The sequence below is a fragment of the Shouchella miscanthi genome (assembly GCF_007725405.1).
Classification (GTDB): Bacteria; Bacillota; Bacilli; order Bacillales; family Bacillaceae_D; genus Shouchella; species Shouchella hunanensis.
Genome location: NZ_CP042163.1, coordinates 77187 through 99067 on the forward strand (window position 1 = coordinate 77187; position 21881 = coordinate 99067).

At 39.6% G+C, this 21881-nt stretch carries 21 protein-coding genes; 20 read left to right on the forward strand and 1 reads right to left on the reverse strand.

Annotated elements, in window-relative coordinates; translation table 11 throughout:
• Positions 1-13 precede the first annotated feature (13 nt).
• The 3 genes from FPV17_RS00335 (at position 14) to abc-f (ending at position 4371) form a co-directional block, all read left to right on the forward strand.
• The gene (locus tag FPV17_RS00335; RefSeq protein ID WP_035395093.1) at positions 14-2392 is read left to right on the forward strand and encodes a beta-galactosidase; all 2379 of its coding nucleotides are present in this window, start codon (positions 14-16) and stop codon (positions 2390-2392) included.
• 108 nt (positions 2393-2500) lie between these two features.
• Complete coding sequence (locus FPV17_RS22465) at positions 2501-2644, forward strand: RAxF-45 family protein (RefSeq protein WP_367614622.1); 144 nt, start codon at positions 2501-2503, stop codon at positions 2642-2644.
• Positions 2645-2745: 101 nt separating this feature from the next.
• Positions 2746-4371, forward strand: a complete 1626-nt coding sequence (gene abc-f / locus FPV17_RS00340) for a ribosomal protection-like ABC-F family protein (protein WP_035395094.1) — start codon at positions 2746-2748, stop codon at positions 4369-4371.
• Between the two features lie 135 nt (positions 4372-4506).
• On the opposite strand, the gene FPV17_RS00345 is transcribed toward abc-f, so the two are convergent.
• Entirely contained in the window at positions 4507-5169 is a 663-nt protein-coding gene (locus FPV17_RS00345) for a universal stress protein (protein WP_035395095.1), read from the reverse strand.
• Positions 5170-5310: 141 nt separating this feature from the next.
• On the opposite strand from FPV17_RS00345, the gene FPV17_RS00350 reads away from it, so the two are divergent.
• From FPV17_RS00350 to mfd, 17 genes are all read left to right on the forward strand, one after another.
• Positions 5311-6084, forward strand: coding sequence for a TatD family hydrolase (locus tag FPV17_RS00350; RefSeq protein WP_035395096.1), 774 nt, complete (start codon positions 5311-5313; stop codon positions 6082-6084).
• A 125-nt stretch (positions 6085-6209) separates the two neighbouring features.
• Positions 6210-7511: a resuscitation-promoting factor gene (locus FPV17_RS00355; RefSeq protein ID WP_144557391.1), complete on the forward strand. Its 1302-nt coding sequence runs from the start codon at positions 6210-6212 to the stop codon at positions 7509-7511.
• Positions 7512-7606: 95 nt separating this feature from the next.
• Entirely contained in the window at positions 7607-8170 is a 564-nt protein-coding gene (gene rnmV, locus FPV17_RS00360) for a ribonuclease M5 (RefSeq protein WP_035395140.1), read from the forward strand.
• Positions 8167-9051, forward strand: a complete 885-nt coding sequence (gene rsmA / locus FPV17_RS00365; protein WP_144557393.1) for a 16S rRNA (adenine(1518)-N(6)/adenine(1519)-N(6))-dimethyltransferase RsmA — start codon at positions 8167-8169, stop codon at positions 9049-9051. The genes rnmV and rsmA overlap by 4 nt, the downstream gene beginning before the upstream one ends.
• A gap of 55 nt (positions 9052-9106) precedes the next feature.
• Positions 9107-9988, forward strand: a complete 882-nt coding sequence (gene yabG, locus FPV17_RS00370; RefSeq protein ID WP_035395102.1) for a sporulation peptidase YabG — start codon at positions 9107-9109, stop codon at positions 9986-9988.
• A gap of 371 nt (positions 9989-10359) precedes the next feature.
• Positions 10360-10623 carry a biofilm formation stimulator Veg gene (gene veg, locus FPV17_RS00375; RefSeq protein WP_035395103.1) on the forward strand — a complete coding sequence of 88 codons (264 nt, stop codon included), beginning with the start codon at positions 10360-10362 and terminating at the stop codon, positions 10621-10623.
• A gap of 98 nt (positions 10624-10721) precedes the next feature.
• A complete protein-coding gene (locus tag FPV17_RS00380; RefSeq protein WP_035395104.1) occupies positions 10722-10898 on the forward strand; it encodes a small, acid-soluble spore protein, alpha/beta type in 177 nt (58 codons plus the stop codon).
• 317 nt (positions 10899-11215) lie between these two features.
• On the forward strand, positions 11216-12109 hold the full coding sequence (gene ispE / locus FPV17_RS00385; RefSeq protein ID WP_035395105.1) for a 4-(cytidine 5'-diphospho)-2-C-methyl-D-erythritol kinase: 894 nt from the start codon (positions 11216-11218) through the stop codon (positions 12107-12109).
• A 31-nt stretch (positions 12110-12140) separates the two neighbouring features.
• A complete protein-coding gene (purR, locus tag FPV17_RS00390; RefSeq protein ID WP_035395106.1) occupies positions 12141-12968 on the forward strand; it encodes a pur operon repressor in 828 nt (275 codons plus the stop codon).
• 14 nt (positions 12969-12982) lie between these two features.
• Positions 12983-13354, forward strand: coding sequence for a RidA family protein (locus tag FPV17_RS00395; RefSeq protein WP_035395107.1), 372 nt, complete (start codon positions 12983-12985; stop codon positions 13352-13354).
• Positions 13355-13608: 254 nt separating this feature from the next.
• Positions 13609-13905, forward strand: a complete 297-nt coding sequence (spoVG, locus tag FPV17_RS00400; RefSeq protein WP_035395108.1) for a septation regulator SpoVG — start codon at positions 13609-13611, stop codon at positions 13903-13905.
• A 150-nt stretch (positions 13906-14055) separates the two neighbouring features.
• Complete coding sequence (glmU, locus tag FPV17_RS00405) at positions 14056-15420, forward strand: bifunctional UDP-N-acetylglucosamine diphosphorylase/glucosamine-1-phosphate N-acetyltransferase GlmU (protein ID WP_060705862.1); 1365 nt, start codon at positions 14056-14058, stop codon at positions 15418-15420.
• A gap of 24 nt (positions 15421-15444) precedes the next feature.
• Positions 15445-16395, forward strand: coding sequence for a ribose-phosphate diphosphokinase (locus FPV17_RS00410; protein ID WP_035395109.1), 951 nt, complete (start codon positions 15445-15447; stop codon positions 16393-16395).
• Between the two features lie 117 nt (positions 16396-16512).
• On the forward strand, positions 16513-17169 hold the full coding sequence (locus FPV17_RS00415) for a 50S ribosomal protein L25/general stress protein Ctc (RefSeq protein ID WP_035395111.1): 657 nt from the start codon (positions 16513-16515) through the stop codon (positions 17167-17169).
• Positions 17170-17242: 73 nt separating this feature from the next.
• The gene (gene pth / locus FPV17_RS00420) at positions 17243-17803 is read left to right on the forward strand and encodes an aminoacyl-tRNA hydrolase (protein ID WP_144557395.1); all 561 of its coding nucleotides are present in this window, start codon (positions 17243-17245) and stop codon (positions 17801-17803) included.
• 64 nt (positions 17804-17867) lie between these two features.
• Positions 17868-18095, forward strand: coding sequence for an anti-sigma-F factor Fin (locus tag FPV17_RS00425; protein WP_035395113.1), 228 nt, complete (start codon positions 17868-17870; stop codon positions 18093-18095).
• 123 nt (positions 18096-18218) lie between these two features.
• Positions 18219-21761: a transcription-repair coupling factor gene (gene mfd, locus FPV17_RS00430; protein WP_144557397.1), complete on the forward strand. Its 3543-nt coding sequence runs from the start codon at positions 18219-18221 to the stop codon at positions 21759-21761.
• Positions 21762-21881: the final 120 nt, after the last annotated feature.

A 21881-nucleotide genomic window follows, 5' to 3' on the forward strand; every position in this document is an offset into this window, starting at 1 on the left:
AAGGGATGTTCCCATGATCGAAATAAAAGAAAAAAAGATTTATATCGATGGCAAGCCCCAATTGATTCTATGTGGTGAAATTCATTATTTTCGGCTCGAAAAAACGGAATGGCAGGATCGAATAAACAAATTAAAAGCAGCAGGGTGTAATGCTGTAGCTACATATGTTCCATGGATTTGTCATGAGTCAGTGGAAGGAGAAATCGATTTAACAGGGGAGACAAGGTCGGAATTAGATTTGATTAGTTATATCAACCTCTGTCACGAAAATGATCTCTATTTCATTGTGAAGCCAGGTCCGTTCATTATGGCAGAAATGAAGAATGAAGGAATACCTTACTGGATTTACGAAAAGCATCCTCATATTGTACCAATTGGCTGGGATGGAAGAGCAGGTTCAACGCCAACTGTTGATTATACGCACCCTGATTTTTTAAATGAAGCGAAGGGATGGTATAAAGAGGTCATGACAGCAATTGTACCCATGTTACATGAAAACGGTGGGCCTATTATTGCTGTTCAACTTGATAATGAAGTGGGGATGCTTGATTGGGTTAGCAACACACCAGATTTAACAGACCATGTTATTGCGTCATTTCTGAGCTGGTTAAGGGAAACGTATAGCGAAAGCGAGGATCGTTATCCGATTCCGCTAACCGCTGAAGCGATTCGTTCTCCAGATGAATCGTATACCGCTATGCTTCATTTGGACCTTGGCTATTTTATGCGACAACGATTTGCATTGTATATTAAGTGTTTACGAGGTTATGCGGAGATGTTTGGTGTACATGCTATCCCATTTATTGTTAACATTCATGGAACTGGTGGTGGGCGTGGCTTTACGTTTCCAATTGGCATTAGCCAACTTTATGAAAGTTATACCCAAGCACCTGGGTACTTGTCGGGTTCTGATATCTATTTTGGGGATTTAACGATGGAAACATTCCAAGATTTGTATCTTATAAACGGAATGATGGATGCGGTTCATAGACCGGAACAACCCCTCTCATCTATTGAATTTAATTGTGGAGATGGTAACTTTGGTGAGAATTATGGAGGGCGTTATGACCCTTCAGCAGCTGATTTAAAAGCAAGAATGTGTATAGCGCAAGGGAATCGGTTACTAAACTATTATTTATTTGCTGGTGGTCAAAATTATCGGTTTAATCAAGTGCACGGAGATGGAAATGATCGTATCGCTGCGACAGGGGAACGGCATGGATTTGCTGCGCCAATTGACCCTGAAGGCTACGAAAATTATACATATCCACGTATGGCAGAATCCATTCAAACCGTAATGGCACAGAAGGAACAGCTTGCCGCGATGGAGGAAGAGCGAGATTCACTCGTGTTCGGCTTTATTCCTGATTATTTTATGACAGAATATCGCTACCCAAAGAGTCACAGGATGAAAATGTTGTACCAAAATCTTGAAACTTACCGCGCTCATGGTGCATGGGAGATTATGGGCAGAGCGCTCTTGCTCGCTAACTATCGGTTTACAGGCCATGATGTTCAAAACAAGGAACTGGATCCTTCTGAACAAAAAGCAATTGTGCTCCCTTCGGCATCGTACATGAGTCGGTCGATTCAGAAAAAGCTCGTAACGTATATGAAAAACGGGGGCACGGTTTTATTGTACGGAGAAGCACCCACGTATGATATGGAAGGGAACAAATGCCAACTCTTGCTTGAAGCGGCTAATGTGGAGGTTGTTAAGACGAGGCATGCAACTGAAAAGCAGTTTTTGTCTGTAGTGGCAAGGGGGCTAGCTTCTCCAAGACCTGAAGTGCGCACACACGTTGCACAAGTCTTTTCGAGTCAAGATGCAGAGCCGATCTTTCAGTTATACGGTACAGATGAGCTCACATCATTTAAAGAACAAGTAGGTCAAGGAACGCTAATGGTGATAGGAAATGCGTATCGTTGTGACATTGACTTGTTTCAAAAATTGCTAACATCCGTAGGTGTACAGCCAACCCTTTCTCACGATTACAAGCATCACGGTCTTTTTATGACATCCACAAGAGATGAAAAGGGACAACGCTTTATTCATGTGCTCAACTTAGATGGGCTTGAGAAGTCTTTTGCCATTTATGAACATAAACAAATGTTATTTAATCGCGTGAATGTCCATCTTGATGCACGGGCAGGTTTGCTACTGCCGCTTAATGTTTCTTATGGTTCTGTGAAAATACTATACGCTACAGCAGAGGTAAAGTGGTATCAGAAAACTTCGATGACATTTAAAGGGAGTCGTAAAGGTTTTGTGATTTTTTTACAGACAAAACAAGTTGTTCAAGTCGGTTCTGGAGTAATGGTGAAGCGCTTGGAAAACCATCATTATTTACTGCAAGCAGAGCAAGCCGAATGTACAATAACGTTTAGGTAGAGACGGACCTGTTCATTTACAGAGCATTCTCTTAGCTAATCAAGTGGTTAGTAACTAACTTTACATTTTTTAATTTTTCAGGTAATGTAAAAATGAATGAAGTAGGAGGTGAGTAGATTGGATTCTTTTAATGGTAGCCAGGCAAAACGATTAGCGTATTTATGGATGTGTCAGGCGATTTTTTCAGCAGTAGTTAAAAATTGGATTAGTCTGTCCGTTTTTAAACAACTGTATAGGAAAATAAACCATTAGAAAGAAACACGTCTGTCTACTCGCATACGGTAACACATGCAGCAGCGATCTTTCGCTGCTTTTTTCGTGTTTTGTTTCTTTCTTGACAAAAGGAGAAGCAAATGATTGATTTTTACGGCAAGAATATGGGTCAAAATTATGCAGGGAATCAAATTTTTGAGCAAGTATCCCTTCAATTAAATGCAGGGGAGCGCGTTGGATTAGTTGGTAGGAACGGAGAGGGAAAGTCTACACTAGCTAAGTTGATAGCTGGTATAGAAAAGCCTTCTGCTGGTGAAGTGGGTTGGCGCAAGGGATTAACAAAAGCGTTGTTAAATCAGACGCCTGACTATAAGGGGCTTTCTGTAAAGGATGTGTTAGAACTTCCTTTTTCTTCATTAAAGGAATTAGAAAAAAAGTTGAAAGGTATTGAAGTGAACTTGAGTAAGCCGCTAAGTCAGAAAGTGCTGTCCCAGTTGCTAAACGAATACGCGGAATTACAAGAACGGTATAGCAATAATGGTGGATATGACTACCAATCTACTATACGTAAAGTGCTTACAGGTCTAGGGTTGCAACAGTACTTGGATCAACAATGGGAATGGTTAAGTGGTGGAGAACGATCAAAAGTAGAACTTGCTTGCTTGATCGTAAAGAAGCCTGACCTTATTATTCTTGACGAACCCACTAATCATTTAGATCTTCTTGCTGTAGACTGGTTAATTCATTGGTTGAACCAATATGATGGCAGTCTTGTCGTCATATCTCACGACCGCTTTTTTCTGGACCAAGTGATAACAAAAGTATGGGAAATGGATCAAGGTACGGTGTATGACTATAAGGGCAATTACACTAGTTTTATCCACCAGAGAGAAGAGCGATTGCTTAAAGCATTCCAGCATTATGAAAATCAGCAAAAGAAAATCAAAAAAATGAAAGAAACAATCAAGCGTTTAAAAGAATGGGCAAACCAAGCAAATCCACCTAATGCAGGTATGCATAGACAAGCAAAGAGTATGGAAAAAGCATTGAATCGAATACAACTTATACAAAAGCCTGTTCATGGAAAGAAGGTAGATCTGACTTTTACCGAATCCCACCGCAGTGGTCGAGATGTGTTTCAATTTAAGGGTGTTTTCTTTGCTTATCGTGACAACGTTATTCTTAAAGAAGCTCACTTTCTTGCGCGACACCAAGAGCGAATTGCCATTACTGGACCAAATGGGGCAGGGAAATCGACAATTTTTGAACTATTGCGCGGGAAATATTCTCCGCAACAAGGGAATGTTATGGAGGGAGCCAGTGTTTCGGTAGGCTATTTGTCACAACATATTCCTGAATTAGTTAATGAAAAGACAGTTCTAGAAGCATATCGAGAATATGCCGCTATTGATATTGGAGCAGCTCGTTCAAAGCTGGCACAGTTTTTATTTTATGGTACGGATGTGTATAAGAAAACAGAGGACTTAAGTGGAGGAGAACGAATGCGTTTGCGGTTGGCTCAACTAATGGAAGAATCCCATAATGTGCTGCTTTTAGATGAGCCTACAAATCACCTTGATATTGAATCGAGAGAAGTGTTAGAAGAAGCAATCGATCAATATGTTGGAACGGTTATAACGGTCTCCCACGATCGGTATTTTCTGAATAAGTATTTTCCTGTTACGTACTGGTTACAAGAAGGGGTATTAACACGATATGAAGGATCCATTTCATATGCACAAGACGTTCGAGCTAGAATGTCATAATAACTGCTGGATCGATTGATTTACCGTTTTGAAAAGCACGAGCGAAAAAAGAAAAAAGTGCTTTCGACGAAACTGCTGTGGAAACAACAGCTAACCTGTCGTTAGCACTTTTTTTAGGGTGGTTGCATAACCGTGTCAACGATCTACTTCTTCATCATCATCGATGTCGGTTAAACTAGCTACTTTCCCATCATCAACTCGTACCTCTAAAAGTTGGTCATCTTTTTTTAGGGCAAAGATTCCACTATTAAAATCGGTTTGTAAATGTTTGAAGAAAATACCTTCATATGTTTGTCCGTCTAAGTCATCAAAATGAAGGTCAAAGGTGCCTTCTTCATCTTCTACTAAGTATGCATGAACACCGCGTTCAAAATTCCAGTCCTCTGTTTCCTCAGCACGCTCTTTCGGAACGACATGAAGATCAGCAAATGGGGCTTCTTCTAATAATTCGTGCACGATTGATCCACCAAGTAACTTCGCCCAAATGCTTTCGATAAACTGGCCAATTACAATTTGCGACGCGTGCAATTCTTTTGCTTTCGTTGTAATGACTTTTGTAATATCGTGATAATGTGATTTTTCTACAATAAGAGTAGCGTTAAATGTACCAGCTAATTCACGAAATAATGTCATATCCACTTCTTTATCATTTTTAAATTCTTCATCAGGTAAAGAATCAAAAACAAGTATAGTTAAAGGGGCGTTTAACTGCTTAGCTAGTCCAGCACCTCGAGTAATGAGCTTTTTTCCATTGTGTCCATAATTTACGCAAACGAGTATGTTTTCTTTTATTGACATGTATATACACTCCTTCCATCACTAAGCGATATTATTCCCTGATTTACAAGGGTTAAACGCGTTTTAAGCTCTCTAAAACAGACCCCGAATTTGAAATGCTTATCCATTTTATTTAAAATGCGTACAGAGAGGTGAAAAATCATGTTGATTGATACACATGTACATTTAAATGCAGATCAGTTTGAGGATGACGTAAACGAAACGATTTTGCGAGCAAGAGAAGCTGGCGTTAAGGAAATGGTTGTAGTCGGTTTCGATGAGAAAACCATTAATCGAGCAATGGAACTAATTGAAAAAGATGATCATATATATGCGGCTATTGGCTGGCACCCAGTGGATGCAGTTGATATGACAGATGATCATTTAAGTTGGATTGAAGAACTCTCAAAGCATCCAAAAGTAGTCGCACTCGGCGAAATGGGCTTGGATTATTATTGGGATAAATCGCCAAAAGAGGTGCAAAAAGACGTTTTTCGAAAGCAAATCGCTCTGGCAAAAAAAGTGAAGCTTCCGATTATCATTCATAATAGAGATGCGGATCAAGACGTTGTGGATTTATTAGAAGAGGAGCAGGCAAAAGAAGTGGGTGGCGTCATGCATTGTTTCGGAGGAAGTGTTGAAACTGCTGAACGTTGTATAAAGAATAACTTTTATATTGGCTTAGGAGGACCAGTTACGTTTAAGAATGCAAAGCGGCCAAAAGAAGTGGCTAAGCAAATTCCATTGAATCGATTAGTAGTGGAAACAGATGCACCGTTTCTCGCGCCTCATCCGTACCGTGGAAAGCGAAATGAGCCTGCTTATGTGAAACGAGTAGCAGAGGATATCGCTGATATACGTGAAATGTCATTTGAGGAATTGTGTCAAAAAACAACTGAAAATGCAAAGAAATTATTTGGATTAAATGAACAATAGAAAACAAATAATGCAGGGATAATGCAGAAAAATGTCAAAGATTACTGGAATATTACGTTTATGTAACGTCTGTTGACAGTGTACAGGTTGGTCTTTATAATTCAGTCCTTGAGGAGGGACTGAAAATGGACCAATTGTCAAAACACGTTGATTTAACAAATAATCGACTTCCATTACAAACAAAAACGTTTCTCGTAGTTGGCCTATTTATTGCTCTTATTTTATTTTTTACTGGCTTATACGAATGGAACAAAAAATCCGTTATTATTAACGTAAACGGGGAAGAGTCGGTTATAACAACGCATGCACAATCAATAGAAGAACTACTTTTTAGTTTAGACATAGACGTAACCGAGCATGATCTGGTCGTACCACATCTTGAGACAGAATTATCTGATGACATGAACATTCTTTACAAGCAAGCGCATATGGTCACTTTAGAAGTGAACGATGAACAAGTTCAAGTGCCGACTACGGTGGACACCATCTATGATTTTATACAGGAACAAGGATATGATTATCGCTCAGAAGACCAATTAGTACCTCATGGTGAATCAGCTATTGAAGACGGTTTGACTATTACATATAAACCTTCAGTTGAGCTTCATTTTGCATATGATGGAACGGAAGATACATACTGGAGTGCATCAGCGACTGTCGCTGACTTTTTGAAAGAAGCAAATGTGGAACTAGGTGAAGAAGACCGAGTAGAACCAAGTCTTAATGAAATCCTTGAAGAGGGCTTATCCATACAGCTAATTAGAGTTGAAAAAGTCACCGATGTCATTGAGGAGTCAACGGCGTACGAGACAATTCGTGAAAATGACGACACACTTAAAACAGGTGTAGAGCGAGTTGTTGAACAAGGCGAGCGCGGAAAACAAGAGCTTCATTATGAGATTACGTATGAAAATGGCGAAGAAATTAGCCGCAAGTTAATTGATACAAAAATGGTAGCAGAGCCAAAAGAGCGAATTATTGCTGTAGGAACAAAAGAAGAAGAGGCGAAACAGTTTGTTGCGGAAACAAAAACAGCTAACGCTACCGTTAGTCAGCCGACAAAAACGAGCACGTCAAGTTCTTCAAATGAAACCAATAAACCAAAAGAACCTAGTCAACCAAAAGAAATGAATCAGGCAAAAACGATTCAAATGACAGCAACGGCTTATTCAGCTGAATGTAATGGCTGTAGCGGGATTACGGCAACAGGCATTAATCTTTTAAGTGACCGCAATATGAAAGTTGTAGCGGTTGATCCAAGTGTAATTCCATTAGGGTCTAGAGTTCATGTAGAAGGTTATGGAGAAGCGATTGCTGGGGATACTGGTGGTGCAATTACTGGAAACAAAATTGATCTCCATGTTCCGACAAGTAGTGAAGCAATGAGTTACGGACGTAAGACAGTCAATGTAACCATCCTTGATTAAACCATGAAAAGAAGCGAACGCTAGTCGCTTCTTTTTTTTTTGGTATAAAACAGCTAAAATAAAAGGAGTATATGTGATACATGAAAGAGGAAAAAATGAAGATAAAAGAAATAATCGTTGTAGAAGGACGATCAGACACAGTTGCGATAAAGCGAGCGGTTGATGCAGATACGATTGAAACAAATGGATCTGCGATTGGTGAAGACGTATTAAAACGTATAGAACTCGCCTATGAAAGAAGAGGCGTCATTATCTTAACCGATCCAGATTATCCTGGTACTCGTATTAGAAGAATTGTCAGTGAACGTGTCCCGGGTAGTAAACACGCATTTATCCCAAAAGCAAAAGCAATGAGAAACAATCGGACTTTAGGTGTGGAACATGCAAGTGATGAGGCAATTCGTCAAGCACTAGAAGATGTGCGTTCCACAGGAAAAGATCATTATAAATCGGCTATTTCTGTTAGCGATTTAATAAAGGCCGGTTTGCTGTCAGGTGCCGGAGCAAAGAAGAAAAGGGAAGCGTTAGGGGAACGACTAGCGATTGGCTATGCCAATGGAAAACAATTAAAAAAAAGACTGGATGCCTTTGAAATTACGATAGAAGAGTTTGCACAAGCATTAAAGGACATTGAGGTAACGGAGGAATTACGTACGTGAAAAAAGACATTGCGACACCAGCTCGAACGAAAGAAATATTAGCGAAGCATCGCTTTCAATTAAAAAAAAGTTTAGGACAAAATTTCTTAATTGATTTAAATATATTAAACGGAATTGTTGAAGCGAGTGGGTTTACAGAAGAAGACGGTGTCATTGAAATTGGTCCAGGTATCGGCGCACTAACGGAACAATTGGCGAAAAAAGCAAAAAAAGTCGTCGCGTTTGAAATTGACGATCGGCTTCTTCCTATATTAGAAGATACGCTGTCCCCTTATCCAAATGTGGAAGTCATTCATCAAGATGTATTAAAAGCCGACCTTGTTGACATCATCGCTTCTAAGTTTAACGATACGGAACATGTGCATGTCGTTGCTAATTTGCCTTACTATGTGACAACACCAATCTTGATGAAATTGTTAGAGGATCGCTTACCGCTTAAAAGCATTACGGTTATGATTCAAGCGGAGGTGGCTGATCGTATTGCAGCTGGCCCATCAACAAAAGAATACGGCGCCTTATCCATAGCCGCTCAATATTACTCGGATGCAAAAAAACGTCTGCATGTACCTGCGAGTGTCTTTGTACCAGCACCACGCGTAGATTCTGCTGTGTTAAAACTAACCATTCGAGATCAGCCTTTAGTACATGTAACGGATGAAGCATGGTTCTTTAAAGTGTTTCATGCCTGTTTCGCCAATCGCAGAAAAACCATTATCAATAACCTGGTTCATAATTTAGTGGGAAAAGAAAAAAAAGCATTGGCACAGCAAGGGTTGGAACAAGCAAATATAGATCCGATGCGAAGAGGCGAAACGTTATCAATTGAAGAATTTGCTGCTTTAAGTAATGAATTAGATCAACTGTTAGACGAAAGCCGTTAAAACGAGTCACAGCCCCCTATATACTCACATAGGCTAGACGAGAGGGGGCAACGTGATGACAGTGAAAACGGGTGATATAGTTGGTCGTCTCTCTTATAAATGTGATCTTTTATTTCGAGTATTGACCATTTCGAATGATGTAGTAACCCTTGTAGGGGAAGAAATGCGCTTACTTGCCGATGCGCCAATGGATGATTTAAAAGTGATGACGTTGAAGGAACGAGAAGAGGATAAAAATAAAGTGAAAGAGCAAGAAGAAGCCTCTTATCGTTTATTTCGTCAGGACGCAAAGCTCATGAAACGCAGACAAGATTATCAAACACATGCTGGTTATGAAGAAACATCACATTTCTTTGAGTTAAGAGGAAGAGTGTTACACCTCGATGGTGATGCGAACTATTTAAATCGATGTACAGATATTTACAATAAATTAGGAGTTCCTGTTTACGGTGTTCATCTTGCGGAAAAAGAGATGCCGTCCCAATTAGCTTCTTTATTAAAAATGGTGCAACCAGATATTTTAGTGGTCACAGGTCATGATGCGTATTCAAAAGCAAAAGGAAATCGAAATGACCTAAAGGCTTATCGTCACACAAAGTATTTCGCTGAATGTGTGCGTATTGCCCGTAATCATACAAAAGACCTCGATCGTTTACTAATCTTTGCCGGCGCGTGTCAGTCTCATTTTGAAACGTTAATACGAGCTGGAGCGAATTTTGCGTCTTCACCGGATCGTGTCAATATCCACGCCTTAGACCCTGTATATATAGCTTCTAAATTAAGTCGAACATCATTTTCTGATACGGTTAATTTATGGGATATTATTCGAAATACCATTACCGGCCAAAAAGGTCTTGGTGGAATTGAAACGAAAGGTAGCATGAGACTCGGATTACCATACAAAGAAGAATACGAAGATGAAATAGATCCTTCTTAGCTACTGGATGAACCGGCAGGAACTTGAGGAATAACAACATGAATGACGGGCGCTTCGATTATGAGCAACGTCAAAGCTCTTTTGAAAGCATGTCCGTCATCTTCTTACGCTATTGTTATTCTTTTTCCATGCGCGGCTTTAACGGATTTATTTACTGATGAAAGGCATGCCAAATTATCAATGGGTATATTTTTTTAAAAAAATTAATGAAAAGATGTCAATTTCTAATAAAATTGGACAAAAAACATATACTATCTACAACATATTACAATATTAGTCATTGACACAAGCATGGAACGTTGTTAAAATTATTTATTTTGACTTTCAAACCATTCCTTGGTATAATGTCTATAGTGAGGTGGTTGTGGAAAATGGCAAAGACGTTAATTGACATTAAGCGAGCACTAGATAGTAACATTGGAAAGAAAATAACAATTAAAGCAAATGGAGGACGTAAAAAATCGTCTGAACAGTCAGGTATGATTGAAGAGACGTATCCGTCTGTATTTATTGTTAAGCTAGATGAAGATCAAAATTCTGTTGAGCGTGTTTCTTATAGTTATGCAGATGTTTTAACGGAAACTGTACAATTACTATTACCAGGTGACAGCGGTAAGCCCGCAACGCTCATCTAAGAAACGAGACTTTCTTTCCAAAAAAAAGAAAGTCTTTTTTTTTGGATTTGTGCACACTATAAACGCAGTTAATAATCAAGCAAAGGGGCGGTTTTATCATGAGCAGAAGACGAGGCGTTATGTCCGATCGCTTAAAGGAAGAAATTGCAAAAGAGCTTGGCTTTTATGACACTGTAGAAAAAGAAGGTTGGGGCGGCATTAAAGCAAAGGATGCCGGCAACATGGTAAAGCGAGCAATTGAGCTGGCTGAACAAAACCTTCATGCACGAAAATAATTACTGTGGTCTATGGTTCAGTGGTATTCCCACTGAATCGTAGATTTTTTGTTTAAACAATCTCTATTTGGGAATAGTAATACTACTAACCTATTAAATTGGAGATGATGAAAATGAGTTTACAAGAATATATTACCGAAATTAACAATATGTTGGAAGAAGCGAAGACACCTGTACATAATGAGAATAACGAGTAAATCACCCTTTTTTCACTAAGGGTGTTTTTTTATGATGCATCGAACAGGAGAAAAGGTGGTATGTTCGATTCACAAGTGATAAAATAACCTCAGCATTATGCATGTATAGAAGGTGAGAAAGTGAAGGTTTCCATTAAGGCACCGGCAAAGATTAATTTGTCATTAGATGTATTAAGAAAGCGTAACGATGGTTATCATGAAGTAAAAATGATTATGACCATGGTTGATTTAGCGGACCGAATTGATTTAACAAGTTGTGACTCTGGAAAAATAACGGTGGATGTTTCAGAGGGTTTTGTTCCAAATGACGAACGGAACTTTGCTTACCAAGCGGCCGCTTTGTTAAAGAAGAAATACAAGGTATCAGCAGGTGTTCATATTTATATTACAAAGCGTATACCTGTAGCTGCAGGACTTGCAGGCGGAAGTAGCGATGCAGCAGCAACGTTGAAAGGGTTAAATCAGCTATGGGAGCTTGGTTTGACGCTGGATCAACTAGCTGAATTAGGTGCTGAAATTGGCTCTGATGTTTCTTTTTGTGTGTATGGCGGAACTGCGCTTGCCACAGGTAGAGGTGAAATCATTGAATCCATTCCATCTCCACCACCGTTATGGGTCATCCTTGCTAAGCCACCAATTGGTGTTTCAACTAAGGAAATCTACGGTAATGTAAAGCTTCATCGGGCTAAGCATGCGGATACTGAAGCGATGCTTACAGCGCTTGAGAATCAAGATACAGACGGCATTTTCGCCCATCTTCATAATACGTTAGAAGATGTGACACTCGAATTGTATCCAGAAGTAAAGCATTTAAAGGACCAGATGAAACGATTTGGTGCAGATGCTGTGTTAATGAGTGGAAGTGGGCCAACTGTTTTTGGTTTAGTGAAAACAGAATCAAGAGTGAATCGAATTTATAACGGATTAAGAGGTTTTTGCGAAGAAGTTCACGCTGTTCGATTAATTCGTACAAGCAATACTTGTCCAAAACCGGATGAAAGTGATATCTTATAAGTATATAATTCGGTTATGGCTCGGAGGGATTATGAAAAAATTAAAACGTAGTTCACGTCTGGTTGATATGACGTATTTTTTGCTCCAACATCCACATGAAGTAATCTCATTAACGCATTTTTCGGAGCGTTACCAAGCAGCGAAGTCATCTATTAGTGAGGATTTAGTTATTATTAAAGAAATGTTTGAAGATGAAGGCTATGGAGCGCTGTTAACGATCCCAGGGGCAAGTGGCGGTGTGAAATATATGCCGAGAATGAATAAGGAAGAAGCAGAAACGCTTGTTCATCAACTAGTCCTTGATCTAAATAAGCCGGAACGTATTTTACCTGGCGGGTATCTGTACATGATGGATGTATTAGGAAATCCTAAATTGTTACATGAAGTCGGTCGATTATTTGCGGCTGCGCTGTATGATAAAGAGATTGATGCTGTTATGACGGTTGCCACAAAAGGTATTCCACTTGCATATGCAGTAGGTCAGCACTTAGGAGTACCGGTTAGTATTGTGCGGCGTGATCATAGAATTACGGAAGGATCGATGGTGAGCATTAATTATGCTTCAGGTTCATCAGACCGTATTCAAACCATGACTTTAGCTAGACGAAGCTTAGCTGCTGGTTCTAAAGTATTCATTGTGGACGATTTTATGAAAGCTGGTGGAACTATTCGCGGAATGGTTGATCTATTAGCAGAATTTGATGCAGATCTAGTAGGGATCGGCGTGCTAGTTGAAGCGGCTGAGGTGTCTGAACGGTTGGTCGATGATTACGTGTCGTTAACGAAGCTAACGAATGTCGATGCTCGCGAAAAGCAGATTGAATTGTTAAGTGGGAATATATTAGATCGATTACATTAAAAGGGGACAAAAAAATGAAAATTGTTCATACGACGAATGCACCACAAGCAATTGGACCTTACTCACAAGGAATGATTGTAAACAATATGTTCTACAGCTCTGGTCAAATTCCTCTAACAGCGGAAGGCGAACTTATAAAAGGAACAGTTGAAGAGCAAACGCATCAAGTTTTCCATAACCTTAAAGCGGTTTTAAAGGAAGCCGGTTCTTCTCTTGATAAGGTAATTAAAGCAACCGTATTCATTAAAGATATGAATGATTTTCCACGCATTAATGAGGTTTATGGAGAATACTTCTCGGAGCATAAACCAGCCCGTTCATGTGTTGAAGTTGCTCGTTTACCGAAAGATGTATTAATTGAAATTGAAGTAATTGCTTTAGTATAAAAAAGAAAAAGCTAAGCGAAACGAAAGCTTCTCTGTTTTGCTAGCTTTTTTTTGTAAAAGGAATGACGTTTATATGGAGCGATTAAAGTTGTTTTAACGTTTGTTTCTTATTACGGTTCTTGGTACGTTGTACTGAAACGAGGATGAATGTAATTATTTTTTGAAAAATCGTAAAAAAACTTCAATTGTTTGAAGGAAAAAGGAAACCTCTCTAGAATGTAGTATACAGATAATCTATAAGAGAGGTGACCATCATGGAAATTACTGACGTAAGGTTACGGCGTGTCCAAACGGAAGGGCGTATGCGGGCAATTGCATCTATAACAATTGACCATGAATTCGTTGTTCACGATATTCGTGTAATCGATGGAAACAACGGCCTATTCGTTGCAATGCCGAGCAAGAGAACACCTGACGGAGAATTTAGAGACATTGCACACCCAATCTCCTCTAAAACTAGGGAAAAGATTCAAGTGGCTGTTATAGACGAGTACGAGCGAGTAGGAGAATATGAAGACGCTACCAATTATGAAGAAGCTGGTGCTTCGTAACAATAGGTTGAAGCTAAACCAGTCTGTGCAAAACGCAGGCTGGTTTTTTTGTATATTTTTCAAGTATGTAAAGACGTCCAGAGATATTGAAATACGTGGTGGTTTCAAGTATAGTTTTAATGATGAACATGAACGAGTGTGGAGGGGAATATGAGCGGACGATATGCAATTGTTCTTGCTGCTGGGCAAGGAACAAGAATGAAGTCAAAGCTTTATAAAGTGTTACACCCAGTTTGTGGAAAACCAATGGTCGAACACGTTGTAGATCAAGCGAAAGCGGTCGGCTTTGATGACATCGCAGTTGTTGTTGGTCACGGTGCGGAGCAAGTAAAAGAAGCGATCCCAACTGGCGCTTCCTTTGTACTGCAAAATGAGCAACTTGGTACTGGGCATGCGGTACAGTGTGCAGAATCATTGTTGAAAGGGAAGAACGGTACAACAGTGGTCCTGTGTGGTGATACGCCATTAATAACAGCCGAAACGTTAAAGACTCTGATTGCGTTTCATGAACAGGAAGCAGCAAAAGCAACTATCTTAACAGCATATGCCGACAATCCACATGGATATGGACGAATTATTCGTGGCTCAAACGGTGAAGTCGATAAAATAGTTGAACAAAAAGATGCATCTAGCGAAGAGCTTCGTGTGAATGAGATTAATACAGGTATTTACTGTTTTGATAACAATACGTTATTTGACGTATTACAAATGGTGACAAATGAGAATAAACAAGGTGAATACTACTTACCAGACGTAATTGGACTCTTAAATAAAAAAGAGGAAAAAGTGTGTGCCTATGTTACACCAACAATGGAAGAAACCATTGGTGTAAATGATCGAGTTGCCCTAGCGCAAGCCGAAAAAGCGATGCAAGCACGAATTAACATGTATTGGATGACACAAGGGGTTACGTTCATTGATCCGAACACGACATATATATCCGTTGATGCAACACTAGCACAAGATACGACACTATTTCCGAACGTTAGTATAAAGGGTAACTCTAACATTGGTGAAGATTGCATCATAGAGTCAGGTAGTGAAATTCACCATTCTGTCATTGAGAAAGGCGTTCACATTCGATCCTCTTATATTTATAATAGTTATGTACACGAAGGTGCTACTATTGGACCTTTTGCTCATATACGGCCTGATTCGACTGTCGGTAAAGAGGTTAAAGTCGGTAATTTTGTGGAATTGAAGAAAGCAAGCATCAATGACCGTAGTAAAGTATCCCATCTAACGTACATTGGTGATGCGGATATTGGCAAAGATGTTAACATTGGATGTGGGGTCGTGACGGTCAATTACGATGGCACAAACAAGCATCAAACAATCGTGCATGACGGTGCGTTTATTGGCTCAGGATCAAACCTAGTCGCACCTGTTGAGATTGGGAAGCATGCATTTGTAGCAGCTGGTTCAACGATAACAAATCATGTAACGGATTACTCACTGGCTATAGCACGAGCTAGACAAGTAGATAAAACAAATTATATAAAAAAAGATCAATAACATTTACTGGAGGTAACACAAGAAATGGCAAACTATAGCGACCCAAGCTTAAAGGTCTTTACTCTTAATTCTAACAAGGCTTTGGCTGAAGAAATCGCTCGACATATTGGAGTTTCTCTTGGAAAGAATTCTGTCATGCGCTTTAGTGATGGTGAAGTTCAAATTAACATTGAAGAAAGTATTCGTGGCTGTGATGTATACTTAATTCAATCAACATCGGCTCCAGCGAACGAACACTTAATGGAACTCTTAATTATGATTGATGCAGTAAAACGAGCTTCAGCGCGTACGATCAACATTGTTATGCCTTATTACGGCTATGCGAGACAAGATCGAAAAGCACGGGCGCGAGAACCAATCACAGCTAAACTTGTGGCTAATCTGCTTGAAACGGCTGGTGCAACTCGTGTTTTAACAATTGACCTCCATGCAACTCAAATTCAAGGTTTCTTTGATATCCCAGTTGACCAGTTAATGGGTGTACCAATTTTATCTGATTATTTTAGCAGCAAAGGGCTTGACGATATTGTTGTTGTTTCACCGGATCATGGTGGAGTGGTACGAGCTCGTAAAATGGCCGACCGCTTAAAAGCACCAATTGCTATTATTGATAAACGTCGACCAAGACCAAACGTGTCAGAAGTAATGAATATTGTTGGTAATATTGAAGGAAAGACAGCCATTATTATTGATGATATTATTGATACAGCAGGAACAATTACACTTGCGGCGAATGCTTTAGTAGAACAAGGAGCAAAAGAAGTATATGCTTGCTGTACGCACCCTGTTCTATCTGGTCCAGCAGTAGATCGAATTCGCAACTCTAAGATTAAAGAATTGGTTGTAACGAATACAATTGATTTGGATGAAGAGAAAAAAGGTGCCAACATTACAGAGTTGTCTGTAGCGGAGTTGATGGCTGAGGCTATTATTCGCGTACATGAAGATGCTTCTGTATCCACCTTATTCGATTGATTTTTGTTATCACCCTAGAGAGAACTTACGAAAAAGAACAAGGAATTCTGTTTGAAAACTGACCTTTAAGGGAACACAATTAACAGACGTGTAAAACTAAGATGAGGTGAAAGAAAGATGACAGTATTACAAGCTCGTGATCGTAAAGACTTAACAGGACAAGAAACAAGAAATATTCGTCTAAATGGTTTTGTGCCAGGCGTACTATATGGTAATAAAATTGAGAGTCAGCCGGTTTCAGTAGAAAGTGTTGCTTTCTTAAAAACAATGAGAGAAGTAGGCCAAAACGGTTTATTTGATCTTGAATTAGAAAACGGTAAAAAGCACCACGTAATGGTGCAAGAAGTTCAAGTGGACCCTTTGAAAAATCATTACACGCATATTGATTTCTTCGAAGTGAACATGAAAGAAAAACGTGATGCAAATGTACCTGTTCATTTAGAAGGGGAAGCGCCAGGAGCAAGCGAAGGCGGTATTGTGAACCATCTTCTTTATGAAATTACTGTACATTGTTTACCGGCGGATATTCCGGAAAGCATTACGGTAGACATTTCAAATTTAAACGTTGGAGATACGCTATCAATTTCAGAGATGCGTTCCACTGTTTCTGTGGACATCGTGAATGAAGATGACGAAGCGGTTGTAACGGTACAAGCGCCAACGGTAACAGAAGATCCAGATGAAACAGAAGAAGATGGTACGACTGCGCTAGGTGTAGAAGCAACAGAAGAGCGTGAGGATGACGACAAAGATCGTCCGGGTCGTGTTGAATAGTAAATAAAGTGACGAAAGGTATGACCCTTTGGGGTTATGCCTTTTTCGTCAAGTTTGAATAAAGGAGTTACGCATGAAGTTAATTGTGGGGTTGGGAAATCCTGGTAAACAGTTTGATAACACAAGACATAATATAGGTTTCGACAGTGTTGACCTCATAGCTGAACAATTCGATTCTTCTCTTACTAAGCAAAAATTCAACGGCTTATATGGAGAAACGATTGTAAATGGTGAGAAAGTAATGTTGCTAAAACCTTTAACGTATATGAACCTTTCTGGAGAGTGTGTTCGGCCGTTTATGGATTATTTCAACGTAAGCTTAGAAGAGCTTGTTGTCTTGTATGATGATTTAGATATACCGCCAGGAAAAATACGTTTACGCCAAAAGGGTAGTGCAGGTGGTCATAACGGAATTAAATCACTTATTCATCATTTAGGAACCCAAGAATTTAACCGGGTTCGTATTGGTGTGGGACGTCCTACTAACAATGAACCAGTTGTGAAATACGTCTTAAACCGTGCCGCAGGTAATGAGAAAGCGCTTTTAGAGGATGCCATTAAAAAGACGGCACAATCAATTGAAGCATGGATGACAAAGCCGTTCCTTGAAGTGATGAATGTATACAACCGATAGGATAATGTCTCATTCTTTTGATCATACTGTAAACAAGAATATCTGTTTACAAGGAGTGATTAAAATGGCTGTGCATTATGGTTGTAAGTACTGTCAAAAACAAATGGCAACGCTGGAAAATCAATATACTTTCGAGGAATTAGGGATAAGCAAATTAGGTGCCGTGGATCAGTTAGAGAGCGTTCGAGTAACTCAAGAAGGCGATGTCCATATTGCGGCAATTTGCGAGGATTGTTACCAAGCTTTTCAATTAAATCCGCTTTTGCACGAAACTCAAAATGTGATTCATTAATAGCAACAAAGCTTTGGTATCCTTAAAGACCAAGGCATTTTTCAATTAAAACGAGCGTAGGATTGATAATACAAACGATATAGTGAAGTGCAAATCGTGTTAGCGAAATCAGGGGGAAAAGAAATGTTAGGATTGCAACAGTTTGTCAGTGGAACGAATGAGCTACAAACCATTGCTAACGGAATAGAAAAAGGTCAAAGTGAACAGGTGCTATCAGGCTTAACAGGTTCATCAAGAACAGTTGCGAGCGCTTCTCTTTATCGGGAAACGCAGCGCAATCAGCTCATTGTGACACATAATTTATTCCAAGCACAAAAAATGTACGAAGATCTTGTTGACTTATTAGGGGAAGAAAAAGTTTATCTTTATCCAGTAAATGAATTAATCTCAGCAGAAATTGCCGTTGCTAGTCCTGAAATGAAAGCGCAACGCATTGATGTGTTAAATCGACTTGTAAATGGGTTTTCAGGAATTATTGTCGTTCCTCTAGCGGGGGTTCGCCGTTTACTACCGCCGAAAACATTATGGGCTCAGTATCAGCTGGATGTAACGGTTGGAACAGACGTTCAAGAACTTGATTCGTTTATTAGTCAGCTGGTGTCAATGGGTTATAGAAGAACCGATATGGTTTCAGCGCCTGGTGAAATGAGTGTCCGTGGTGGCATCATTGATTTGTATCCACTCACTGAAGAACATCCCATTAGAATAGAACTTTTTGATACAGAGATTGATTCTTTACGATACTTCTCGTTAGAAACGCAGCGCTCTGAGGGACAGCTGGAAACAATTAAAATTGGACCTGCGGAAGAAGTATTGTTAACCTCAACACACTATAGTCATGCAGCTTCTGTTTTAGAAGAACAACTAAGCGTAACAACTAAGAAAGTATCGAATAAAAAAACACGAGAATCTTTGCAAGAGCGAATTCCGTTTGAAATTGCGCAATTAAAGCAAGGACAACCGTTTGAAGGTATGTATAAATACATGTCGTTTTATTATGAGAGTCCGCATACGCTTCTCTCCTATATGTCAGAACACGCTGTTATTTGGATTGATGAAATGACTCGTGTAAAAGAGATGTCGGAAAACCTTATTAAAGAGGAAGCAGAGTGGCATACAAGCATGATTGAACAAGGGGCCATTGTGCACGGCGCAGAAATGTCCTATGAACTGCTAAATCGGTTACAAGAAGTCCCTCAATCAATTGTTTACTCAGCTTTATTTCAAAAACAAATTCCAGGGACAAAACCGCAACAGGTGCTTAATGTCTCTTGTAAATCCATGCAAAATTTTCATGGACAAATGGATTTGCTCACATCAGAAATCAATCGCTGGATTGCTAACCACTATACGGTTCTGTTTATTGCTGGAACAGAAGATCGGGCAAAACGACTTTCGTTAAATCTTTCTGATGAGAATATTGACGCTCATCTTATAGAAGGAAAAACAACTTTAACGAGTGGAACGGTGCAAATTTACACGGGTCATTTGCATGCTGGGTTTGAATTACCTGAGCAAAAGCTTGTTGTTATTACAGAAGAAGAAGTGTTTGCCAAACAAGCAAGAAAGCCAAAGCGCCGTCAAACAATGTCCAATGCAGAACGAATTAAAAGTTACTCAGAACTCGCTGTTGGAGACTTAGTTGTTCACGTTAATCATGGTGTTGGGAAGTACTTAGGTGTTGAAACCTTAGAAATAAATGGCGTTCATAAAGATTACTTAAATTTGCGTTACGCTGGAAATGACAAGCTGTATGTTCCAGTAGAACAAATCGACCAAGTCCAGAAATATGTAGGATCTGAGGAAAAAGATCCAAAAATTTATGCGCTTGGCGGAAACGATTGGAAAAAAGTAAAGAGTAAGGTGAAGTCGTCTGTTGAAGATATCGCAGATGATTTAATCAAGCTTTATGCAGAAAGAGAAGCGAGCGTTGGGCACAAATTCTCAGAAGATGGGCCCGAACAGGGTGATTTTGAAGGTTCCTTCCCTTATCAAGAAACGGAAGATCAAACACGTGCCATTGCAGAGATAAAAGAAGACATGGAAAAGCAACGTCCGATGGATCGCTTGCTTTGTGGTGATGTAGGTTATGGTAAGACGGAAGTAGCAATTCGTGCTGCCTTTAAAGCCATTATGGATGGAAAACAAGTGGCAATCCTTGTCCCAACAACGATATTAGCGCAGCAACATTTTGAAACCATTTCAGAACGGTTCTCAGAGTTCCCAATTACGGTTGGTGTGCTTAGCAGATTCCGCTCGAGAAAAGAGCAAACGGAAGTACTAAAAGGCTTAAAGGCAGGTTCTGTGGACTTGGTTGTTGGAACCCATCGCTTATTATCGAAGGATATTGTGTTTAAAGACCTCGGCCTGTTAATTGTCGATGAAGAACAGCGATTTGGCGTCACGCATAAGGAAAAAATCAAACAATTAAAATCGAACATAGACGTATTAACCTTAACAGCAACGCCAATACCAAGGACGCTCCATATGTCCATGCTAGGCGTACGTGACTTATCCATTATTGAGACACCTCCAGAAAATCGCTTCCCCGTTCAAACATATGTGGTGGAATACAATCCATCCATTGTACGAGAAGCCATTGAGCGTGAAATGACTCGGGGTGGTCAAGTCTACGTTCTCTACAACCGCGTAGAAGATATTGAAAGAATGACTGAACAAATAGCCATGCTCGTTCCAGATGCAAAGGTTTCCTATGCGCACGGACAAATGAATGAACGTGAGCTAGAATCGATTATTTTAAGTTTCTTAGAAGGTGAGAGTGACGTATTGGTCACTACGACAATCATTGAAACAGGTGTCGATATTCCGAATGTTAATACACTCATCGTTAGTAATGCCGATAAAATGGGTCTATCACAGCTTTATCAAATTCGTGGTCGAGTTGGTCGTTCAAATCGTGTTGCGTATTCATACTTTACGTACCAACAAGACAAGGTGTTAACGGAAGTAGCTGAGCGTCGACTTCAATCTATTAAAGAATTCACGGAACTTGGTTCTGGGTTTAAGATTGCGATGAGGGATTTAACGATTCGAGGCGCAGGTAATCTTTTAGGAGCCCAGCAGCATGGATTTATTGATTCGGTTGGTTTTGACTTGTACTCTCAAATGCTAAAAGAAGCAATTGATGAGCGGAAAGGAACAGGAGCGAAAGAAGAGACGTTCCAGTCAGAGTTGTCAATTAGTGTAGACGCTTATATTCCAGAGCGCTATATTCCTGATGCGAAGCAAAAGATTGAAATGTATAAGCGATTCAAAGGTATTGAAACAATGGATGACCTAACCGATCTTCAAGATGAATTAATTGATCGGTTTGGTGAATATCCGAAGCAAGTTGAATACTTGTTAGGTCTTACGAAAATAAAGCACCTTGCTGATCAATATAAAGTAGAGAAAATCAATGAAGCGAAAGATGCCATTGTCATTCTCCTTTCAAATGAGACAACACAATCGATCAAAATTGCGTCATTCATGGAATCTGCTCGCGCCATCGGTCGATTTATAACAGTCGGAACTCAAGGGGATCAGTTGAAAGTAACGATAAAAACAAAGAGTATGTTAGCAGAACAAATGCTAGATACGACGTTTGAAGTCCTACAAGCTGTGAAGCGAGCTCATCTAAGCCAAGATCACGTTACCGTTAGCTAGGAAGTAGTCATCAAATCAATAAGATATTTCATCAATTGGTGAATAGTTCTTAAAAAAGGAAGGATACTACAGTTATAACAAATTGTATTCTTCCTAAATGATTTGATTTTACATCTTAGA

Coding starts and splice junctions, on each gene's coding strand:
- pth (WP_144557395.1), top strand. CDS start 17,243: ATGAAGTTAATTGTGGGGTTGGGAAATCCTGGTAAACAGTTTGATAAC.
- spoVG (WP_035395108.1), top strand. CDS start 13,609: ATGGAAATTACTGACGTAAGGTTACGGCGTGTCCAAACGGAAGGGCGT.
- rnmV (WP_035395140.1), top strand. CDS start 7,607: ATGAAGATAAAAGAAATAATCGTTGTAGAAGGACGATCAGACACAGTT.
- purR (WP_035395106.1), top strand. CDS start 12,141: ATGAAAAAATTAAAACGTAGTTCACGTCTGGTTGATATGACGTATTTT.
- abc-f (WP_035395094.1), top strand. CDS start 2,746: ATGATTGATTTTTACGGCAAGAATATGGGTCAAAATTATGCAGGGAAT.
- veg (WP_035395103.1), top strand. CDS start 10,360: ATGGCAAAGACGTTAATTGACATTAAGCGAGCACTAGATAGTAACATT.
- FPV17_RS00345 (WP_035395095.1), bottom strand. CDS start 5,169: ATGTCAATAAAAGAAAACATACTCGTTTGCGTAAATTATGGACACAAT.
- FPV17_RS00350 (WP_035395096.1), top strand. CDS start 5,311: ATGTTGATTGATACACATGTACATTTAAATGCAGATCAGTTTGAGGAT.
- FPV17_RS00395 (WP_035395107.1), top strand. CDS start 12,983: ATGAAAATTGTTCATACGACGAATGCACCACAAGCAATTGGACCTTAC.
- FPV17_RS00355 (WP_144557391.1), top strand. CDS start 6,210: ATGGACCAATTGTCAAAACACGTTGATTTAACAAATAATCGACTTCCA.
- FPV17_RS00415 (WP_035395111.1), top strand. CDS start 16,513: ATGACAGTATTACAAGCTCGTGATCGTAAAGACTTAACAGGACAAGAA.
- FPV17_RS00335 (WP_035395093.1), top strand. CDS start 14: ATGATCGAAATAAAAGAAAAAAAGATTTATATCGATGGCAAGCCCCAA.
- FPV17_RS00410 (WP_035395109.1), top strand. CDS start 15,445: ATGGCAAACTATAGCGACCCAAGCTTAAAGGTCTTTACTCTTAATTCT.
- FPV17_RS00380 (WP_035395104.1), top strand. CDS start 10,722: ATGAGCAGAAGACGAGGCGTTATGTCCGATCGCTTAAAGGAAGAAATT.
- yabG (WP_035395102.1), top strand. CDS start 9,107: ATGACAGTGAAAACGGGTGATATAGTTGGTCGTCTCTCTTATAAATGT.
- FPV17_RS00425 (WP_035395113.1), top strand. CDS start 17,868: ATGGCTGTGCATTATGGTTGTAAGTACTGTCAAAAACAAATGGCAACG.
- mfd (WP_144557397.1), top strand. CDS start 18,219: ATGTTAGGATTGCAACAGTTTGTCAGTGGAACGAATGAGCTACAAACC.
- glmU (WP_060705862.1), top strand. CDS start 14,056: ATGAGCGGACGATATGCAATTGTTCTTGCTGCTGGGCAAGGAACAAGA.